This window comes from Sphingomonas gilva (genome assembly GCF_003515075.1).
In the GTDB taxonomy this organism is placed as follows: Bacteria; Pseudomonadota; Alphaproteobacteria; order Sphingomonadales; family Sphingomonadaceae; genus Sphingomonas; species Sphingomonas gilva.
The window spans coordinates 654,358-672,968 of the sequence record NZ_QWLV01000002.1 but is presented as its reverse complement, the minus strand read 5'-3'; the positions used below and the strand labels follow the sequence as shown (position 1 = coordinate 672,968).

Here is an 18,611-nt window from a genome sequence, read left to right as displayed (position 1 = left end):
TTACCATCAACAGCTCGATCGGATCGTTTATGCGTCTGTTCTGGATGCCGGTGCCGAAGCCGCTCGAACAAGCGATGGTCGCGTGCCGCGCCCATTTCATCCTGGCCGCGGGTCTCAGCGCCGGGGTCAACATCCTCTATCTCGCGCCGACGATCTACATGATGCAGGTCTATGACCGCGTCGTCCCGACCGGCAGCACCATGACCTTGTTCTGGATCACGGTGGTCGTCGCGGTCGCGATCGCCACGCTGACGGCGCTCGACGCGGTCCGTTCGCGCGTCATGGTCCGCGCGTCGCTCAGGCTCAACCGGCTGCTCTCCGACGAGATCCTCAACCGGCTGATGGCGCGGTCGCGGGCGGAGGCGGGCGCGCCTTCGACCGGCCAGGCGATGCGCGAGTTCGACGGCCTGCGCCAGGTGCTGGGCGGTCCGGCGACGATCGCGCTGTTCGATGTGCCGTGGACGCCGCTCTACCTGATCGTCGCCTTCCTGATCCATCCGGTGCTGGGCCTGCTGGTCCTTGCCGGCGGCGCCGTGCTGATCGGGCTTGCGCTGACCAACGAACGGCGGGGCAAGGCGCGCGCCGGCGCCATCCACCAGGCCAATGCGGCCGCCTATGCCTCGCAGGAGGCGACCTTCCGCAATGCCGAGCTGGTCCGCGTATTGGGCATGCGCCGCGCGCTGGTCGCGAAGCATATCGATGAGCGCGCCGAAGGGCTGAGCGCCAATGCGACGTCGCAATTCTCCGGCGCGCGATACAATGCGCTGGTCAAGTTCGTCCGGATGTTCATGCAGTCGCTCGCGCTCGGCGCCGGCGCCTGGCTCGCGGTCAAGGGTGAGATTTCGGTGGGGGCCATCATCGCCGCCTCGGTGCTGCTCAGCCGCGCGCTGCAGCCGGTCGAGCAGCTCGTCGGCCACTGGCCGGCGATCATGCAATCGCGCCAGGCGCTGGCGACCGTGGGCGAGCTGTTCGACAGCACCTCGGGCAAGGACGCGCACCGGACCATGCTGCCCGAGCCCAAGGGCAATCTCGAGCTGGAGCGGGTCGTCGTGCGCGATCCGCAGGGCGCGGCGATCCTGAAGGGCGTGTCGCTGAAGCTCGTCCCGGGGCAGCTGCTCGGCGTGATCGGGCCCTCGGGCTCGGGCAAGAGCACGCTGGCGCGCGTCGCGGCGGGCGCGCTTCCCCCCGATCTCGGCGAGATCCGCATCGACGACGCCCGGTTCGAGGATTGGGATCCCGAGCTCCTGGCGCGATATGTCGGCTATCTGCCGCAGGATTGCGCGCTGCTGCCGGGAACGATCCGCGACAACATCTCGCGCTTCGCCTGCGCGCGCGGCGTGCCGGCGCCGATCGTCGACCTGGAGGTGGTCGAGGCGGCGAAGGCGGCGGGCGTGCACGAGCTGATCCTGCGCCTGCCCGGCGGGTACGACACCGGCATCGAAGGCGGCGGCCACCGCCTGTCGGCCGGCCAGGCGCAGCGCATCGCGCTGGCGCGCGCGCTCTACGCCAATCCGCTGATCGTCGTCCTCGACGAGCCCAATTCCGCGCTCGACGGCGAGGGCGAGGCGGCGCTGGTCCGCGCCGTCGCCGCCGCCAGGATGCGCGGCGCCGCGATCATGATCGTCGCCCACCGCGCCGCGATCCTGTCCAACGCCGATACGCTGCTGGTGCTGAACGAGGGCGCGGCCGCGCATCTCGGCCCGCGCGAGGAGGTGGTCGCCGCGCTGCGCAACGGCGAGGCGCGGCCCAACGTCGTGCCGATCAATGGGGGAGCGCGCCGATGACCGACATGGCCTGGAAACCGCCCGTCCATCCCGAGGGACGGCGCGACGAGGCCGAGGCGCGCGATTCGTCGCGCCGCGAATTGTGGATCGGCGGCGGGATCGCGGCGGCCTTCTTCGTGGGGCTGCTCGGCTGGGCCGCGCTCACGCCGATGGACGCCGGCGCCTATGCCCAGGGCGTCGTCGCCGTGTCCGGCAACCGCCAGGCGGTGCAGCACCGCGACGGCGGCATCGTCACCGCGCTCGACGTGGTCGAGGGGCAGCAGGTGACGAAGGGGCAGGCGCTCCTCACGATCTCGGCCTCGGACCTGATCGGCGTGGAGCGCGGGCTGACCGGGCAGGTGATCGCGCTGCTCGCCCAGCGCGCGCGCCTCGATGCGGAGCGCAGCGGCGCGGCGAGCGTCGCGACCCCCGCCGAATTCGACGCGCTCGACCCGAACGACCGCAGCTTTGCGGACGATGCGATGCGCGGGCAGCGGATGCTGTTCCAGGCGCGCCGCAACGCCGTGCGCACCGAGCGCGACGTGCTCGGCCAGCGCGTGCGCCAGCATTCGCAGCAGATCAGCGGCGTCAACCACCAGATGCGCGCCAACCAGGAGCAGCAGCGGCTGATCGGCGAGGAGCTCACGGGCTTGCGGCCGCTGGTCGCCAAGGGGTTCGTGTCGATCAACCGGGTGCGCAGCATCGAGCGCGCCGCGGCCGAGCTGAGCGGCAATTACGGCGCCTACCAGGCCGATGTCGCGCGCTCGTCGGAGGCGATCGGCGAGGCGCGCATGCAGATGATCTCGCTCGACAAGCAGATGATAGAGCAGGTCGCGACGCAGCTGCGCGACGTCCAGGTCCGCCTCGACGAGCTGCAGCCGAAGCTGGTCGCGGTGCGCGAGCAGCTCAACCGCTCGGTCGTCCGCGCGCCGGCGGGCGGGCGGGTCGTCGGGCTGAAGATCTTCACCGTCGGCGGGGTGGTGAGCCCCGGCGAGACGCTGATGGAGATCGTGCCGCAGGACCGCAGGCTGGTGATCGACGGCCGCGTGTCGCCCAACGACGCGGACGATCTCAGGATCGGCATGGAAACGCAGATCCGCTTCACCGCGCTGCAGGAACGCAACATGCCCATCCTGCACGGGCGCATCTCGAAGATCTCGGCGGACAGCGTCGAGGACGAGCGCACCGGAACCCAGTTCTTCCGCGTCGAGATCGCGGTTCCCGCGGGCGAGCTGGCCAAGCTCCGCAACATCCGCAGCGACGGCGGCCTGCGCGCCGGCCTGCCGGTCGAGATCATCATCCCCCTGCGCGAACGGAGCGCGCTGTCCTATCTGGTCAGCCCGATCGTCCAGAGCCTCTGGGTGGCGGGACGCGAGAATTAGAATCCGTCCTGTTCAGGCGGAGTCCTGTCGCCCCTGCGCAGGCAGGGGCCCATCCACCCGTCGGCGGGCGCCGTCCGGGGCACGTCGGGATAGGCCCCTGCCTGCGCAGGGGCGACGGAAGAGGAGAGAATCCAGGCTGAACAGGATGACCTAAAGGGGCTTGCGCTCGATTTCACATGGGCGCGACCACCTCACCCCGTTCGTGCTGAGCTTGTCGAAGCACCGTCCTTTCTTCCGGCGCGCAGAAGAAGGACGGCACTTCGGCCGGGGTGAGTTTGGACCCTAGGATGGAGTCGGAAGATTGGTTCACGCGAAGGCGCGAAGCCGCGAAGACGGTTTTTCACGCGGAGGCGCGGAGAACGCAGAGATGCCGGCGCCCTGCGCGAAGCGCATTCACCTCTCTACGCTGCGCCAAGCGAAAACCTCAGGAAGATGAGAGCCGCCAGCGCGGCAGGACCACATCTCTGCGTCTCCGCGCCTCCGCGTGAACCAATCTTTCCTTCTTCTTCTTCTTCTTCTTCTTCGCGCCTTAGCGCCTTCGCGTGAACCAATCTTCCGAATGTCGATTCGTCCTACAGCTCCAGCGCAAGCAGGGCGCCCTCCTCCGCGCCCGACAGCTGAAGATAGGCGGCGGAGAAGGCCGCGGCGGCGCTGAGCGCCTCGCGATCGGGGACTTCCAGGACATTGTCGCGCCAGCTGATCAGCTTCTCGTCGCGCAGCTGGCGCAGGGTGCGGTTGGTGTGCGCGGTGGTCATGGCGCAGGCGTCGCCCAGATCGGCCTGGGTGATCGGCAGCGCGCAACGGCCGTGCTTCATCAGGCCGACCGCGTCCAGGCGGGTGACGATCTCGCAGATCAGATGCGCGATGCGCGCGCGGGCGCCGCGCTGGCCGATGTTGATCATCCATTCGCGCTGGATCGCGGCGGCCGCCTGCGATTCCCACCACAGCCCGCGCGTGATGCGCGGCTGGCTGCGGTTGAGCATGCCGAGCGCGTCGCGCGATATGCCCGCCACCCGCGCGCCGGGCAGCAGCTCGATCGTGCTGTCGATCGCCGGCGCCATCAGCACGCTGAAATCGCAGACGTCTCCGGGCAGGTAGAAGGCGACGATCTGGCGGCGGCCGTCGGGCAGGGTCTTCTGCCGGCACGCCCAGCCGTCGAGCATCACCGCCAGCTTGGTCGCGGCGGCGCCCTGTTCCAGCAGAATGGTGCGCTGCTGGACGGTGCGCACGTCGAGCGACAGCGCCTTGGCGAGAACGTCGCGCTCCAGCCGGGACAGCGGCTGGTGATAATCGAGCTTGCGGGCCAGAAGCGGATCGGGCGCATGGGCATGGCCGGAATGCGGCGCGACCGGCCGCCTTTCGTGGAGCATGGCTTCGGAAGGCATGGGGCAGATACGATCCGCCCGGCCACAGGTTGCGCAAGGTGCGAAATTTCTGCCCGCCGCCTTCTGAACGCTTCGCCGCAAACGGGCCACGTCCCACGGCGCGCGCGATGTGAGCGCGATCAACCGCATTCGCGCCCACGGCCCTTGGCGCTCGTCCGCCGCGGGGCGAATTCGGCGTGATCCCGCATTAGGGTCCAAACCCAATTAGGACAGGGATCGTGATCGCCCGGAGAGGCCCGCTGGCAAGGAGCGCGGCGCAGACGCGTAGCTGGTGCTACGCGCAAGCAAGCGACGTAGCCAGCGGGCCTCTCCGGGCGACCGCTTCGCGGCGGGCGGCTTTTGGCGCACAGCGGCGTCGCGCGTCGGTCACGATGCTTGGCATCGCTCCCTCCTTGCTCCTAGCCGTGCGCCAAAATCCGCTCCGTCACGACCCTGTCCTAATTGGGTTTGGACCCTAGAGCGGCCGCCCCGGCGCCGCTTCGTCCGCACTGTGATCTCGATCACCACAGCGCGCGGATTTCCGCCGTGGCGGCTCCGTTCCGCCGCGCAACGCCATCGGTGCTCACCCGTTGATACCCCGTGACTTCCGCATGTCACGATCAAGACAGGAGAAGATCAAATGGCACTGCTTTCCAATCTGTTCGGCAGCGACAGCGAATCGGACTCGAGTTCCGATTTCCTGAGTGACCTGACCGCGGTCGCCTCGATCGATTTCGAGAATCAGAGCTATCGCCAGGAAACCGATGAAGACGGCAGCAGCGAGACGAGCTATGACAGCACGTCATTCGGCACCGATCTCGACGTCGGCAGCCTGATCGCCAGCATGACCGACAACATGTCCGAATCCGACTCGGATGGTCTGTTCGGATGACGCCAGACATGTCCCGGCCCGCCCCCATCGTTGCAGCGACGGGGGCGGGCCGGGAACGGTCCGCACATTCACGATCAAGGCCGCGTTCCTCGGGAGCGCGGTCTCGACGTGCATATGAACGCACGAAGACGCCGCTGGTTCACGTCGGGAAGGTCGGCTGATGGCGCGCACGCCTCGCACCGAGCGGCCGGTCGCGGCGCAGAGCGGCGCGACCGATATCGGAACCTACGGGATCACGCCCGCGGCGGCGATGGTGCCCGCCGCCCTGGCGCTGGGGGTGACGCCCGCGCTTGCCGCCGATGACGCCCCCGTTGCGGCGGGTGCGCCGGCTGGCGGAACGGCGCACGCCGCGCCCTTGGCCCCTGCCGTCGACGCGCAGGGCGGCTCGCCGTTCGCCGCGGCGTTGGGGCCGCCCGCCTTCCTGTTCGATGCGGCCGGCGCGATCACGTCGACGATGCGCGCGGCGGCAGCCGATTCCGGCCAGGCCGCAAGGCAGGCTGCCGAGCCGGCGGAGCAGCAGGACGCGCCCCCGGCCGCCGGCGGATCGGGAACGCCGCCGGGCCTCCTTCAGGTCGACCGGGCCGGCCCGCCGGCCGTGTCCGAGATCGAGGAAACGGCAGGCGCCGCGGGCGTGACCGCGCCCGGCGGCGTCGGCCTGCAATCCGGCCTGGATGCGGTGGACGCCCGCATCGAAGGCATGCGCGTGTCGATCGGCGAGCAGCTTGAACAGGTCGCCGTCCGCATCGACGCGATCGAGGCCGGGACCGGCGCGATCGTCGCGGAGGTCGAAGACGCCGTGTCCGACGCCGTCGATGGCGCGCTGGGCCGCGTTTCCGACGTGGAAGACGCCGTCGCCGATACGCTGGACGCCGCATCGGCGCGGATCGCCGATGTCGGCCAGGTCGCGAGTGGGCTCGCCGATTCGCTCCCCCAGATCGATCTGGGCCCGGTGGGCGGGGCCGATCCGGCCGGCGGCATCTCCACCCTGGTCGGCATGGTCAGCGCCGCCGACATGTTCGGCCTGCACGATATCGGCGCCGGCGGGGCGGGCGACGTCTTGTCGCCGATCGTCGGCGGCGCGAACGATTCCGGCCTGACCGATTTCGTCCCCGCGGACGTCCTGCTGGCGGTGCCGGACCACGACAACGCCTTCGGCCTGCTCGACGGGCTGATCGACGGCCATCACGGCTAGGGAGAGACAGGTGAGCGAACCCGCCAAGCCGCAGACCGCCGAACCCAAGCCCGGAGACCCGCCGGCCGACAAGGTCGCGCGCGCGCTCGATCCCGACAGCCCCGATTACAATCCGCGCGACGAATTCGCCGCGGCGATCCGCAGCACCAAGGGATTGCTGTGGGTCGCGGCCGGATTTTCGGGCGTGGTCAACCTGCTGTTCCTCGCCTCGCCGATCTACCTGATCCAGATCTACAACCGCGTCATTCCCAGCGGCAGCATGACGACGCTGATCGGCTTGAGCTTCGCGCTGCTGATCGCGCTGCTGACGATGGCGGTGCTCGACGCGGCGCGCGTGCGCATCCTGGTGCGCGCGGCGGCGCGGATCGACCGGCTGCTGTCGGGCCGCGTGTTCCAGGCGACGATCGATCTGTCGCTGCGCGTCGGGCGGCGGATGCGCAACGCGCAGACCTTGCGCGACCTCGATCAGTTCAGGAGCGCGCTCGCCGGGCAGGGCGCGCAGTTCTTCTTCGACGTGCCGTGGATGCCCTTGTTCCTGATCGCGCTGTTCCTGATCCATCCGGTGCTCGGCCTGGCCGGCGTGGTCGGCGCGCTCGCGCTGGTCGGGCTCGCCTTCCTGAACGACCGGGCGACGCGCGAAAGCACCAGGATCGCGGGCGAGGCGGCGACGCGCAGCTATCACTTCACCGACGCCATCGCGCGGCACGCCGATCCGGTGCATGCGATGGGCATGGATCTGGCGCTGGCGCGGCGCTGGCGGGTCGATCGCGACGCGATGATGGAAAAGCAGGCGATCGGCAGCGATCGCAACGCCGATTTCACCTCGGGCATCCGTTTCCTGCGCCTCGCCATGCAGGGCGCGATGCTCGGGCTTGGCGCGTGGCTGGCGGTGCGCGGGTCGATCCACCCCGCCGCGATCTTCGCCGCGAACATGATGCTCGGCCGCGCGCTCGCCCCGCTCGAGGTCGCGGTCGGCGGCTGGCGGCAGATCGCCACCGCGCTCACCGCCGGCCGCCGCGTCCAGCGCGCGCTGATCGAGGCGCCGGTGCGGCGCAAGCGCGTCGAGCCGCCCTTCGAAGGCGTCAACGTCACGGTGAAGGACGTGACTTTCGTTCCGGCGGGGGCGAAGCGCCCGGCGCTCAGGCATATCGACCTGACGATCGGCGCGGGCGAGGCGGTCGGCATCGTCGGGCCGAGCGGCGCGGGCAAGAGCTGCCTCGCCCGGCTGATGGTCGGCGCGGCGCTGCCGACCGAGGGCCGCGTGTCGATCGGCGGGCTGGGCGGGCGCCATTGGTCGCGGCCGATGCTCGCGCGCAACATCGGCTATCTGCCGCAGACCGTCGGCCTGTTCCCCGGCACGCTGCGCGACAATATCGCGCGCTTCTCCAAGTGCGACGACGCCGATGTGATCGACGCCGCGGTGCGGGCCAACGTCCATGAGATGATCCTCGACCTGCCCGAAGGCTATGAGACGCGGGTGGACGAGGGCGGATCGGGCCTGTCGGGCGGCCAGCGCCAGCGCATCGGGCTGGCGCGCGCGATGTTCGGCAAGCCCAAGCTCCTGGTCCTCGACGAGCCCAACGCGCATCTCGACGCCGATGGCGAGGAGGCGCTGGCCGAGGCGCTGAGGCAGCTGAAGCGCGAGGGATCGACCATCGTGCTGATCGCCCACCGCTTGAACCCGGTCGCGCATGTCGATCGGGTGGTGGTGCTGTCCAGGGGCGAGCTCCAGCTCGACGGACCGCGCGCCCGCATCTTCCGCAAGGTCCGGACCGAGCTGATCCAGTCGGTCGCGCCCGAACCGGTCGAGGGGTGATCGCATGAAGCTCGACTTCCTCTCATTGGGCGGCAGCGGCGACGGCAGGCCCGGCCTGCCCGCCTTCGACCTGTTCAAGTCCCCCAGAAGGGGCCCGCGCGCGCTCGACGACGCCAGCCGGATCATCCGCGTCGCGCTGATCGTCGCGGGGAGCTTCTTCGGGCTGTTCCTCCTGTTCGCGCTGCTCGCGCCGATCTCGGGCGCGGCGGTGGCGCAGGGCGAGGTCACCGCCGGCGGCACGCGCATCGTCATCCAGCCGCCTGTGGGCGGCGTGGTGTCCGAGCTGCTCGTCGGCGAGGGCGAGCATGTCGAGGCGGGGCAGCCGCTGGTGCGCATGAACGGCGTCCGCTCGACCGCCGCCGCCGAGCAGGCGCAGGCGCGGCGCGATGCGCTGCGCGCGCTGCAGGCGCGGCTGATCGCCGAGCGCGACGGGCTGGACCGCGTGGCTTTCCCGCCCGATCTCACCCGCCGCTCGGGCGATCCCGCGGCCGCCTCGGCGATGGCCAGCCAGTCGGCGATCTTCGCGCGCCGGCGGGAGACGGCCGGCGCCGACCGCGCGATCCAGTCGACCGAGCGCGCGACCGCCGAGGCGCAGCGCGTCGCCGCCGGGCGCCAGCTCGCGCTGATCCGCGACGAGCTTGCCGGCATCCGCTCGCTCTACCGGCGCGGCTATGCGCGGGTCACCCAGGTGCGCGCGCTCGAACGCGCCGCCGCCGAGCTCGAGGGCCAGCGCGCGACCGCCGCCGCCGCGGTCGCCCGCGCCGACCTCGCCTCCGCCCGCCTCGCCGACCAACAGGTCCTCGACATCGTCACCCAGCTCGGCAAGGTCGATGAGCAGCTCGCCCAGGCCGATCCGGCGCTGCGCGTCACCCGCTACGACGCCGAGCGCGACACGATGCGCGCGCCGATCGCCGGCCGCGTCTCTGGCGTGGCGCGGGTCGGACCGGGCAGCGTGATCGGCGCGGGCGAGACGATGATGGAGGTGGTGCCCGACGGGCGCGCGATGATCGTCGAGGCGCGCGTCGCGCCCGGCGACGCCGATGACGTGCGCGTCGGCATGCCCGCCACCCTGCGCTTCACTACGGTCAATCCGCGCGGCGATTCGACGATCGAGGGACGCGTCGCCGCCTTCTCGCCCGCGCGCGTGGCGGAGCAGAACGGGCCGGGCTATTTCCGCGCGCAGATCATCGTCGACCCCAACGCACTGGCCGGAAGCGGCCTGACGTTGAGGCCCGGCTTGCCGGTGATGGTCAATATCAAGACGCAGAGCCGGACGCTGTTCGACTATCTGTTCGCCCCATTGGAGGACGCGATGAGCACGGGCTTCCGCGAAGAATGAGGGCGGCACGGACATCATTGCGGTCGGGGCCAGGGAAGGGCATGTCCATTCGCATGAGCGACGAACAGGGCACCGCGCCGACGCATCAGCGCATTGCGCTTTCCACCGGAGTCGAGCTGGACGTGTGGACCGGCGGCGATCCGGCCGCGCCTGCGATGATCTTCCTCCACGGCTTTCCCGAATCGCACCGCACCTGGCGGCACCAGCTGGCCGATCTGGCGCGCGACCACTTCGTCGTCGCGCCCGATCAGCGTGGTTTCGCGCGATCGTCCAGGCCGGAGGGGGTGGAGAATTACACGCCCGACAAACCCGTCGGCGATCTGATCGCGCTGGCCGATCATCTCGGCATCGGGCGCTTCGTGCTGATCGGACATGACTGGGGCGGGGCGATAGCGTGGATGGCGGCGCTGCAGCATCCCGATCGGATTGAGAAGCTGATCATCGTCAACGCGCCGCATCCCTTCCTCTTCCAGAAGAGCCTGTTCGACGATCGGGAACAGCGCGCCGCAAGCCAGTATATCCGCGCCTTCCGTAATTCCGAGCTGGAGAAGCATATCGAGGCGATCGGGGTGGAGGCGTTCTTCGATACCACCTTCGTCAAGCACGCCGATCCGGCGCTGCTCGCGCCCGAAAAGGCGGCGTATCTCGACGAATGGTCGCAGCCGGGTGCGATGACGTCGATGTTCAACTGGTATCGAGCGAGCGCGGTGCAGGTGCCGGCGATGGATGAGGAGCCCGAGCGCCCCGCCTTTCTCTCCGCGCCCTTCCCGCCGACACGAATGCCGGTGCTGGTGATCTGGGGTATGAAGGACAGCGCGCTCTTGCCGGTGCAGCTCGAGGGGTTGGACGAAGTGGTGCCCGACCTGGCCGAGGTGCGCATCGAGGATGCCGGCCATTTCGTGCCGTGGGAAAAGCCAGAGGCGGTGACTCGCGCGATCCGGGAATGGCTGGGGCGGCCTATCCCGCGTTGACCTTCGCCGACTCGGGCAGGTCATAGCTTCTGTAGTCGCTGTCCTTGAGGCCGGGCCTGACCCAGGCCGCGTGCGCATGGGCGGTGGCGAGGATCTCCCAATCGCCATGCCCCGGCCAACTTTTGATGCGGACCACCTGATGGGCGATCGCCCGGTCGGGCTCCATCATCACCCAGGCGAGCGCGCGGTCGCTGGTCGCAGCGGCCGCCGCCTTCGCCATCGCGCTGCGGATGCGGTTCGCAGTCGCCTCGGGCAGATACTGCCAGACCACCGAATGCATCAGCACGCGGGTGACGCCTTCGGCTTGCGGCTCGGCCAGGCGCGCCTCGATCCACTCGGCTGCGTCCGCCTGGACCAGATCGACCGATTGCGCGCGCTGCATCGCGATGGCCGCACGCAGCCGGTCTGCCCGCGCCGGCGTCTCGGCCCAGACATAGGCGGCCAGGCGCGCCTCCACCGCCGGGTCCGTCGCGTCGAGCGACCGGACATCGCAGCCGCGCACCGAGGCGAATTCGAGCCGCGCCGGCTCGGGCGGCTCGCCGCGCCATTCGGGCGCGATGGTGATCGGCGAGTCGGCCGGACCGATCCGCACGCCGCCCAGATCGAAGGCGTAGCGGCCGATCAACAGGTTGAGCCCCGCGCTCGAACCGATCTCGAGCAGCTCGATTCGCGGCCCGTGCCGCCGCGCCGCTTCGAGCAAACCCAGGATCAGCGCGCCCGATCTGCCCGGCTCGTTGGTCTGGGGTGGCCCGTCCAGCCAGGGCATCAGCGCATCGTCATGCGCGACAAGGACATCCTGCAAGCCTGCCTCGATTGCATCTGGGTCATCGATATCGCCGCGAAAGATCGCCGCCAGCGTCTCGTCCCGGCCGGCCTGCACCAGGGCGTGGAGGCCGCCCATCAGACGCAGCGGCACCGCGTCGAGCGTCGGCTCGCCCGGCCAATCGAGCACGCGCGCGCCGGTGCGGCTGTCGCGGTTCAAACCCTTCGCCAGCGCGCCGCACATCGCCGCATAGATCGGCGCGGCCATGCGCCCGCAATAGAATTGCTGGATGGAAAATGCTTCGCGGTTCTCCGCTTCGGTCGCCATCGGCTGCTCCTTCGCGCGACCCCGCATTGCGCCCATGCGGCCGCGCAAGTAAAGCCCGCCAGCCATGTCGCGCCCGATCATCATCGCCGTGCCCAAGGGGCGCATCCTCGCCGAGGCGCTGCCGCTGCTCGCCGCGGTCGGGATCGAGCCCGAACCGGCCTTCGCCGATGAGGATTCGCGCGCGCTGCGCTTCGCGACGACCGATCCCGGCATCGAGCTGATCCGCGTGCGCGCGTTCGACGTCGCCACCTATGTCGCGCACGGCGCGGCGCAGCTGGGCATCGTCGGATCGGACGTGCTGCTGGAGTTCGATTATTCGGAGATCTACGCGCCGGTCGATCTCGGCATCGGCCATTGCCGCATCTCAATCGCCGAGCCCGCCGCGCTCGCCGCCGCCGACGATCCGCGCGGGTGGAGCCATGTCCGCGTCGCGACCAAATACCCCGAGCTCACTCGCCGCCATTTCGAGGCGCGGGGGGTGCAGGCCGAATGCGTCAAGCTGAATGGCGCGATGGAGCTGGCGCCGACCTTGGGCCTCGCTACGCGGATCGTCGATCTGGTGTCGTCGGGCCGGACGCTGAAGGACAATGGCCTGGTCGAGGTCGAGGTGATCGCCGAGGTGACCAGCCGCCTGATCGTCAATCGCGCCGCGTTCAAGACGCGCGCCGACCGCGTGGTGCCGCTGGTCGACGCGTTCCGGCGGGTTGTGGCCGGGCGTACGGCGGCATGAACGGTCCTGTGCGTCTCGACGCGGGCGATCCCGGCTTCGACGCCGCCTTCACCCAGCTGGTCAACGCGCGGCGCGAGGCGGACAGCGATGTCGCCCGCGACGTGCGGGCGATCGTCGCCTCGGTGCGTGACGAAGGCGATGCGGCGGTCGCTGCCTTCACGAAGAAGTTCGACGGCCACGATCTGAACGAGAGCGGCTGGAGAATCGAGCCGGGTGAATGCCAGGCGGCGCTTGACGGCCTCGCCTCCGACCTGCGCGCGGCGCTGGAGCTCGCGGCGGCGCGGATCGCCGCCTATCACGAGAAGCAGAAGCCCGCCGACAGCGACTTCACCGACGATGCCGGCATCCGCCTCGGCGCGCGCTGGCGCGGCGTGGATGCGGCCGGCGTCTATGTGCCGGGCGGCCGCGCCGCCTATCCCAGCTCGGTGTTGATGAACGCGATTCCGGCCAAAGTTGCGGGCGTCGAGCGACTGGTGATGGTGACGCCGACGCCGAAGGGCGAGGCAAACCCGCTAGTGCTCGCCGCCGCCGCGCTGGCGGGCGTGGATGAGGTGTGGCGCATCGGCGGCGCGCAGGCGATCGCTGCGCTTGCCTACGGCACCGGGAGGATCGCCGCCGTCGACGTCGTCACCGGCCCCGGCAACGCCTGGGTCGCCGAGGCGAAGCGGCAGCTCTACGGCGTGGTCGGCATCGACATGGTCGCCGGACCGTCCGAGATCGTCGTCATTGCGGACGGCAGGAACGATCCGCGCTGGATCGCGGCCGATCTCTTGAGCCAGGCCGAACATGATCCGACCAGCCAGTCGATCCTGTTCACCGACGATCTCGCTTTCGCCGATGCGGTCGCGGCGGCGGTGGAGGACGAGTTGGCGAGCCTCGCCACCGCCGATACGGCGCGCGCCAGCTGGCAGGCGAACGGCGCGATCTTCACGGTGCCGGTGCTGGAAGACGCGATCGCGCTGTGCGACCGGCTGGCGCCCGAGCATCTCGAACTCGCGGTGGATGATCCGCAGACGCTGTTCGATGGGGTGCGCCACGCCGGATCGGTGTTCCTGGGGCGGCACACGCCAGAGGCGGTCGGCGATTATGTCGCCGGCCCCAACCATGTCCTCCCCACCGGCCGCCGTGCGCGCTTCGCCTCCGGCCTGTCGGTGCTCGATTTCATGAAGCGCACCAGCTTCCTCGCGCTCGATAAGGCTGGGCTGGCGGCGGTCGGCCCGGCGGCGGTCACGCTTGCCGACGCGGAAGGGTTGCCCGCACATGCCCGATCGGTTGCGGTGCGGCTTGGCCAAGGCTAAGCGCCGTCGATGCCCAAGCCCAATGATCGTTCCAAGGCGCGTTCCGCCGCGCGGCTCGCCGCGGTTCAGGCGCTCTATCAGATGGAGATGGAGAAGACGCCGCTGCGCCAGTTGCTCGTCGAGTTCCACCAGCACCGGTTGGGCGGTGAGGTGGAGGGTGCTCAGCTTGCCGAGGCGGAAGCCGATTTCTTCGATGCGGTGGTCGCAGGGGTTGATGCGCGCGGCGCCGAGATCGATGCGCTGATCGGCGCCAAGCTCGCGCAGGGCTGGAGCCTCGACCGGCTCGACAAGCCGATGAAGGCGATCCTGCGCGCCGGAACCTGGGAGCTGATCGCACGCGCCGATGTGCCCAAAGCGGCGGCGATCAGTGAATATGTCGATGTGGCGAAGGCCTTCTACGAAGCGCGCGAGGCGGGATTCGTCAATGGCCTGCTCGACGCCATCGCCAGGGACGTGCGGGCTTGATCCTCCCCGCTCGCGGGGAGGGGGACCGTCCGTAGGACGGTGGAGGGGGGTCTCCACGGACGAAGCGCTAGCGGCCGGCCCCCTCCACCATGCTGCGCATGGTCCCCCTCCCCGCGAGCGGGGAGGAACGTGTTGACTCCGCCCGCGACGCCGCTAGGGCCGTCGGCGGGCCACGCCGTCCCAACGCGGCGCGTGCTCTCTGTAAGGAGAGACTATATGACTGACCTGCCCGCGCGGAAACCCGCGCGCCCGTTCTTTTCTTCCGGTCCCTGCGCCAAGCCGCCGGGCTGGGCCCCCGAAAAGTTCGCCACCGACAGCCTCGGCCGTTCGCACCGGTCGAAGATCGGCAAGGCGCGCCTCGCCTACTGCATCGATCTGATGCGCGTGCTGCTCAAGCTGCCCGACACGCACCGCATCGGCATCGTGCCGGGTTCGGACACCGGCGCGTTCGAGATGGCGATGTGGACTATGCTGGGCGCCCGCCCCGTCACCGCGCTCGCCTGGGAAAGCTTCGGCGAAGGCTGGGTGACCGATGCGGTCAAGCAGCTGAAGATCGATCCCACTGTCATCCGCGCCGATTACGGCCGGCTGCCCGATTTGGGCGCGGTCGACTGGTCGAACGATGTGTTGTTCACCTGGAACGGCACCACCTCGGGCGTGCGCGTGCCGAACGGTGACTGGATCGCCGACGACCGCGAAGGGCTGAGCTTCGCCGACGCGACCTCGGGCGTGTTCGCCTATGATCTGCCCTGGGACAAGATCGACGTCGCCACCTTCAGCTGGCAGAAGGTGCTGGGCGGGGAGGGCGGCCACGGCGTGCTGATCCTCGGCCCCCGCGCCGTCGAGCGGCTGGAGAGCTACACCCCCGCTTGGCCGCTGCCAAAGGTGTTCCGCCTGGTGTCGAAGGGCAAGCTCGCCGAGGGCGTGTTCAAGGGCGAGACGATCAACACCCCGTCGATGCTGGCGGTGGAGGATGCGATCTGGAGCCTCGAATGGGCGAAGTCGCTGGGTCCGGACGGGCTGATCGCGCGTAGCGACGCCAACGCCGCGGCGCTCGACCGTATCGTCGAGGCGCGCGACTGGCTGGGCCATCTCGCCGCCGATCCGGCGAGCCGGTCGAAGACCAGCGTCTGCCTGACGGTCGCGGGCGCGGACGAGGCGCTGATCAAGAAGATGGCCTCGCTGCTCGAAGCCGAGGGCGCGGCCTACGACATCGCCGGCTATCGCGACGCGCCGCCAAGCCTGCGCATCTGGTGCGGCGCCACGGTGGACACCGCCGATATCGAGGCGCTCGGCCCGTGGCTCGATTGGGCTCACGCGAGCGCGAAGGCTTAAGCCCTCTCCCCTTCAGGGGAGAGGGTTGGGAGAAGGGCAGTGTCCCAATCTCTCGATTATGCTCTTCCCGTTGCTTCCCCTCTCCCCGACCCTCTCCCCCGCAGGGGAGAGGGAGAAGAAGGACCAAGACATGCCCAAAGTCCTCATTTCCGACAAGATGGACCCCAAGGCCGCCGAGATCTTCCGCGCGCGCGGCATCGAGGTGGACGAGATCACCGGCAAGACGCCCGATGAGCTGAAGGCGATCATCGGCCAATATGACGGCCTCGCCATCCGTTCGGCGACCAAGGTGACCAAGGACATCCTGTCCGCCGCGACCAACCTCAAGGTGGTCGGACGCGCGGGGATCGGCGTCGACAACGTCGATATCCCGGCCGCGTCGGCGCAGGGCGTCGTCGTGATGAACACGCCGTTCGGCAACTCGATCACCACTGCCGAGCACGCCATCGCGCTGATGTTCGCGCTCGCCCGTCAGCTGCCCGAGGCCGACGCCTCCACCCAGGCGGGCAAGTGGGAGAAGAATCGCTTCATGGGGGTCGAGCTGACCTCGAAGACATTGGGGCTGATCGGCGCGGGCAATATCGGCTCGATCGTCGCCGATCGCGCGCGGGGCCTCCGGATGAAGGTGATCGCGTACGATCCCTTCCTCACGCCCGAGCGCGCGGTCGAGCTCGGGATCGAGAAGGTGACGCTGGACGATCTGCTCGCCCGCGCCGACTTCATCACGCTGCACACCCCACTGACCGACCAGACGCGCAACATCCTCAGCCGCGAGAATCTGGCCAAGACCAGGAAGGGCGTGCGTATCATCAATTGCGCGCGCGGCGGGCTGATCGATGAGGCGGCGCTGAAGGATGGGCTCGATTCGGGCCATATCGGGGGCGCCGCGCTCGACGTGTTCGTCACCGAGCCGGCGAAGGAATCGCCGCTGTTCGGCACGCCGGGCTTCGTTTCCACCCCGCATCTGGGCGCGTCGACGACGGAGGCGCAGGTCAACGTCGCGATCCAGGTCGCCGAGCAGATGGCCGACTTCCTCGTCTCGGGCGGCGTCACCAACGCGCTCAACATGCCGAGCCTCTCGGCCGAGGAAGCGCCCAAGCTCAAGCCGTACATGGCGCTCGCCGAGAAGCTCGGCAGCCTGGTCGGCCAGCTCGCGCACGACGCGCTGGGCGGAATCGCCATCGAGGTGGAGGGCGCCGCCGCGCAGCTCAACCTCAAGCCGATCTCGGGCGCGGTGCTCGCCGGGCTGATGCGGGTCCATTCGGACACGGTCAACATGGTCAACGCGCCATTCCTCGCCAAGGAACGGGGCCTCGACGTGCGCGAGGTGCGCCACGACCGAGAGGGCGACTATCACACGCTGGTGCGGGTGACGGTCGACACGCAGGAGGGGCCGAAGTCGGTCGCTGGCACGCTGTTCGGCAACGCCGCGCCGCGTCTGGTCGAGCTGTTCGGCATCAAGGTCGAAGCCGATCTGCAGGGCGATATGCTCTATGTCGTCAACGAAGATGCGCCGGGCTTCATCGGCCGGCTCGGCCAGACTTTGGGCGAAGCGGGCGTGAATATCGGCACCTTCCACCTCGGCCGCCGCAATGCCGGGGGAGAGGCGGTGCTGCTGCTCTCGGTCGACCAGCCGGTGCCCGAGCCGCTGCTCTGGCAGCTCTGCAACCTGCCCGGCGTCAAGAAAGTGAAGGCGCTGCGCTTTTAGGGGGAAGCGATCCCACCTAACCCCGTTTGCCCTGAGCTTGTCGAAGGGCCGTCCTGCCTCCTTCGCCGCCGGGCGAAGAAGGGCGGTGCTTCGACAGGCTCGGCACGAACGGGGAGAGGTTATTTCCATCCCGGCCGACTTTGCTTTAGCGGGACGACGATGATTCCCTCCGGCCTTCTCCCCACCGGCTTTCGCGACCGGCTTCCGCCCCATGCGGACGCCGCAGCGGCGGCCGTTGGGCGGATGCTCGAGGCCGCCTTCGCGCACGGGTATGAGCGCGTTTCTCCGGCACTCGCCGAATTCGCCGATGGGCTGGCCGGTCGGTTGAAGGCGGCGCGCGCGCAGGACCTGATGCGGATGACCGATCCGGCCTCGCAGCGCACGCTGGCGCTCAGGCCCGATCTCACCGCGCAGGTCGGCCGCATCGCCGCGACCCGCATGGCGCACCATCCGCGCCCATTGCGCCTGTCCTATGCCGGCCAGGTGGTGAAGCTCCGCGCCTCGCAGCTCCGCCCCGAACGCGAGTTGCTGCAGGTCGGCTGTGAACTGGTCGGGCTCGACAGCGTCGCGGCGGCGCGCGAGGTGGTCGCGGTGGCGATCGAGGCGCTCGAAGCCGCCGGCGTGCGCGGGCTGACAATCGATTTCACCCTGCCCGATCTGGTCGACACGCTCGCCGCCGGGCCGCTCCCGCTGGCGGAGGACGAGGTCGAGGCGGTGCGCGCGCGGCTCGACGCCAAGGATGCCGGCGGGCTGGACGGCGCCGGCGCGGCCTATCTGCCGCTGATCGAAGCGGCCGGTCCGTTCGCGGCGGCGGTGGAGCGGCTGCGCGCGTTCGACAGCGCGGCCGTGCTCGCCTCCAGGCTCGACGGATTGGAGGCGATCGCCGCGTCGATCGGCGGCCGTGCGACGCTGACGCTCGATCCGACCGAACGGCACGGCTTCGAATATCAGAGCTGGCTCGGCTTCTCGATCTTCGCCGATGGCGTCGCCGGTGAGATCGGCCGCGGCGGCAGCTATATGATCGTGCGTGACAGCGGCGAGGAGCCGGCGGTCGGCTTCTCGCTCTATATCGACCCGCTGGTCGATGCAGGGCTGGCGGCGGCGCCGAGACGGCGGCTGTTCGTCCCGCTCGGCGCCGACGCGCGCGTGGCCGAGCGGCTGCGCGCCGAAGGCTGGGTCACCGTATGCGGCCTGACGCCGGAAGACAGCGCCGAAAGGCAGATCTGCACCCATGTGCTGGTGGGTGACCGGCCCCAACCCTTGTAA

At 69.7% G+C, this 18,611-nt stretch carries 15 protein-coding genes; 13 read left to right on the top strand and 2 right to left on the bottom strand.

Going from position 1 to position 18,611, the window contains the following annotated elements; all coding sequences use genetic code 11:
• Positions 1 to 29 precede the first annotated feature (29 nt).
• Both D1610_RS07830 and D1610_RS07825 read left to right on the top strand, forming a co-directional pair.
• On the top strand, positions 30 to 1,784 hold the full coding sequence (locus D1610_RS07830) for a type I secretion system permease/ATPase (RefSeq protein WP_118863550.1): 1,755 nt from the start codon (positions 30 to 32) through the stop codon (positions 1,782 to 1,784).
• Entirely contained in the window at positions 1,781 to 3,145 is a 1,365-nt protein-coding gene (locus tag D1610_RS07825; protein ID WP_222926961.1) for an HlyD family type I secretion periplasmic adaptor subunit, read from the top strand. The genes D1610_RS07830 and D1610_RS07825 overlap by 4 nt, the downstream gene beginning before the upstream one ends.
• A 572-nt stretch (positions 3,146 to 3,717) precedes the next feature.
• On the opposite strand, the gene D1610_RS07820 is transcribed toward D1610_RS07825, so the two are convergent.
• A complete protein-coding gene (locus D1610_RS07820) occupies positions 3,718 to 4,530 on the bottom strand; it encodes a Crp/Fnr family transcriptional regulator (RefSeq protein ID WP_182466739.1) in 813 nt (270 codons plus the stop codon).
• Positions 4,531 to 5,149: 619 nt separating this feature from the next.
• Here D1610_RS07820 and D1610_RS07815 point away from each other — a divergent pair.
• The 5 genes from D1610_RS07815 to D1610_RS07795 all read left to right on the top strand — a co-directional run bounded on the left by D1610_RS07815 (position 5,150) and on the right by D1610_RS07795 (position 10,719).
• The gene (locus D1610_RS07815; RefSeq protein WP_118863548.1) at positions 5,150 to 5,401 is read left to right on the top strand and encodes a hypothetical protein; all 252 of its coding nucleotides are present in this window, start codon (positions 5,150 to 5,152) and stop codon (positions 5,399 to 5,401) included.
• A 160-nt stretch (positions 5,402 to 5,561) separates the two neighbouring features.
• Complete coding sequence (locus tag D1610_RS07810; protein WP_118863547.1) at positions 5,562 to 6,593, top strand: hypothetical protein; 1,032 nt, start codon at positions 5,562 to 5,564, stop codon at positions 6,591 to 6,593.
• A 10-nt stretch (positions 6,594 to 6,603) separates the two neighbouring features.
• The gene (locus tag D1610_RS07805; RefSeq protein ID WP_182466738.1) at positions 6,604 to 8,409 is read left to right on the top strand and encodes a type I secretion system permease/ATPase; all 1,806 of its coding nucleotides are present in this window, start codon (positions 6,604 to 6,606) and stop codon (positions 8,407 to 8,409) included.
• Between the two features lie 4 nt (positions 8,410 to 8,413).
• Positions 8,414 to 9,748 carry an HlyD family type I secretion periplasmic adaptor subunit gene (locus D1610_RS07800; RefSeq protein WP_118863545.1) on the top strand — a complete coding sequence of 445 codons (1,335 nt, stop codon included), beginning with the start codon at positions 8,414 to 8,416 and terminating at the stop codon, positions 9,746 to 9,748.
• Between the two features lie 53 nt (positions 9,749 to 9,801).
• Positions 9,802 to 10,719: an alpha/beta fold hydrolase gene (locus D1610_RS07795; RefSeq protein ID WP_118863544.1), complete on the top strand. Its 918-nt coding sequence runs from the start codon at positions 9,802 to 9,804 to the stop codon at positions 10,717 to 10,719.
• On the opposite strand, the gene D1610_RS07790 is transcribed toward D1610_RS07795, so the two are convergent.
• Entirely contained in the window at positions 10,706 to 11,809 is a 1,104-nt protein-coding gene (locus D1610_RS07790) for a DUF2332 domain-containing protein (protein ID WP_118863766.1), read from the bottom strand. The genes D1610_RS07795 and D1610_RS07790 overlap by 14 nt on opposite strands.
• A gap of 64 nt (positions 11,810 to 11,873) precedes the next feature.
• Between D1610_RS07790 and hisG the strand changes: the two genes are divergently transcribed.
• The 6 genes from hisG (at position 11,874) to D1610_RS07760 (ending at position 18,611) form a co-directional block, all read left to right on the top strand.
• A complete protein-coding gene (hisG, locus tag D1610_RS07785) occupies positions 11,874 to 12,539 on the top strand; it encodes an ATP phosphoribosyltransferase (RefSeq protein WP_118863543.1) in 666 nt (221 codons plus the stop codon).
• Positions 12,536 to 13,837 (top strand): histidinol dehydrogenase, encoded by a 1,302-nt coding sequence (gene hisD / locus D1610_RS07780; RefSeq protein WP_118863542.1) that lies wholly within the window; start codon positions 12,536 to 12,538, stop codon positions 13,835 to 13,837. The genes hisG and hisD overlap by 4 nt, the downstream gene beginning before the upstream one ends.
• Positions 13,838 to 13,846: 9 nt before the next feature.
• Entirely contained in the window at positions 13,847 to 14,302 is a 456-nt protein-coding gene (nusB, locus tag D1610_RS07775; RefSeq protein ID WP_118863541.1) for a transcription antitermination factor NusB, read from the top strand.
• Positions 14,303 to 14,518: 216 nt separating this feature from the next.
• Complete coding sequence (locus D1610_RS07770; RefSeq protein WP_118863540.1) at positions 14,519 to 15,637, top strand: phosphoserine transaminase; 1,119 nt, start codon at positions 14,519 to 14,521, stop codon at positions 15,635 to 15,637.
• A gap of 130 nt (positions 15,638 to 15,767) precedes the next feature.
• Positions 15,768 to 17,345 carry a phosphoglycerate dehydrogenase gene (serA, locus tag D1610_RS07765; protein ID WP_118863539.1) on the top strand — a complete coding sequence of 526 codons (1,578 nt, stop codon included), beginning with the start codon at positions 15,768 to 15,770 and terminating at the stop codon, positions 17,343 to 17,345.
• A gap of 159 nt (positions 17,346 to 17,504) precedes the next feature.
• On the top strand, positions 17,505 to 18,611 hold the full coding sequence (locus tag D1610_RS07760) for an ATP phosphoribosyltransferase regulatory subunit (protein WP_118863538.1): 1,107 nt from the start codon (positions 17,505 to 17,507) through the stop codon (positions 18,609 to 18,611).

Bases quoted from the DNA above. Each gene is read 5' to 3' on its own strand.
- D1610_RS07770 (WP_118863540.1), top strand. From the start codon at position 14,519: ATGACTGACCTGCCCGCGCGGAAACCCGCGCGCCCGTTCTTTTCTTCC.
- D1610_RS07800 (WP_118863545.1), top strand. From the start codon at position 8,414: ATGAAGCTCGACTTCCTCTCATTGGGCGGCAGCGGCGACGGCAGGCCC.
- hisG (WP_118863543.1), top strand. From the start codon at position 11,874: ATGTCGCGCCCGATCATCATCGCCGTGCCCAAGGGGCGCATCCTCGCC.
- D1610_RS07815 (WP_118863548.1), top strand. From the start codon at position 5,150: ATGGCACTGCTTTCCAATCTGTTCGGCAGCGACAGCGAATCGGACTCG.
- D1610_RS07820 (WP_182466739.1), bottom strand. From the start codon at position 4,530: ATGCCTTCCGAAGCCATGCTCCACGAAAGGCGGCCGGTCGCGCCGCAT.
- D1610_RS07795 (WP_118863544.1), top strand. From the start codon at position 9,802: ATGAGCGACGAACAGGGCACCGCGCCGACGCATCAGCGCATTGCGCTT.
- D1610_RS07790 (WP_118863766.1), bottom strand. From the start codon at position 11,809: ATGGCGACCGAAGCGGAGAACCGCGAAGCATTTTCCATCCAGCAATTC.
- D1610_RS07825 (WP_222926961.1), top strand. From the start codon at position 1,781: ATGACCGACATGGCCTGGAAACCGCCCGTCCATCCCGAGGGACGGCGC.
- serA (WP_118863539.1), top strand. From the start codon at position 15,768: ATGCCCAAAGTCCTCATTTCCGACAAGATGGACCCCAAGGCCGCCGAG.
- D1610_RS07760 (WP_118863538.1), top strand. From the start codon at position 17,505: ATGATTCCCTCCGGCCTTCTCCCCACCGGCTTTCGCGACCGGCTTCCG.
- D1610_RS07810 (WP_118863547.1), top strand. From the start codon at position 5,562: ATGGCGCGCACGCCTCGCACCGAGCGGCCGGTCGCGGCGCAGAGCGGC.
- D1610_RS07830 (WP_118863550.1), top strand. From the start codon at position 30: ATGCGTCTGTTCTGGATGCCGGTGCCGAAGCCGCTCGAACAAGCGATG.
- nusB (WP_118863541.1), top strand. From the start codon at position 13,847: ATGCCCAAGCCCAATGATCGTTCCAAGGCGCGTTCCGCCGCGCGGCTC.
- hisD (WP_118863542.1), top strand. From the start codon at position 12,536: ATGAACGGTCCTGTGCGTCTCGACGCGGGCGATCCCGGCTTCGACGCC.